Genomic DNA, 504 nt, shown 5'->3' on the forward strand with positions numbered 1-504 from the left:
AATTATTATCATGTAAAGTTTCATCAGTGAGAATGTTGTAATAATTAGTAAAGAATATCGATTATTAATAGAGCTACAAAAAAAGCGAGCTTTATGCTCGCTTATAGTGTTTATTCCATAGCCAAATATTGCAGAGGCTACGAAGGGTTAACCTTCTAGACCAGCACTTGCTTGTTTGTTCTGAATAAGCTCAATCATGTAGCCGTCAGGATCTTTAACGAATGCGATATGAGTAGAGCCGCCTTTTACAGGGCCCGCTTCACGTGTCACATTACCGCCTGCTGCTTTAATCGCGTCGCATGTTGTGTAGATGTCATCAACACCGATAGCAACGTGACCAAAAGCTGAGCCAAGGTCATATTCAGTCGTGCCCCAGTTGTAAGTCAGCTCAATCACAGCGCCTTGAGATTCGTCACCAAAGCCAACGAAAGCCAGTGTGTATTCGTACTCTTTGTTTTCGTTCTTACGTAATAGCTGCATGCCCATTACATTGGTGTAGAACTC

Annotated in this window: 1 protein-coding gene; it reads right to left on the reverse strand. The window is 42.1% G+C overall.

Annotated features, from left to right (window positions below):
- Nucleotides 1–147: 147 nt before the first annotated feature.
- On the reverse strand, nucleotides 148–504 hold a 357-nt coding region (gloA, locus tag AB4496_RS26000; RefSeq protein ID WP_372132758.1), incomplete at its 5' end, for a lactoylglutathione lyase.

Source organism: Vibrio sp. 10N.222.46.A1, from assembly GCF_041473595.1.
GTDB classification, from domain to species: Bacteria; Pseudomonadota; Gammaproteobacteria; order Enterobacterales; family Vibrionaceae; genus Vibrio; species Vibrio tasmaniensis_A.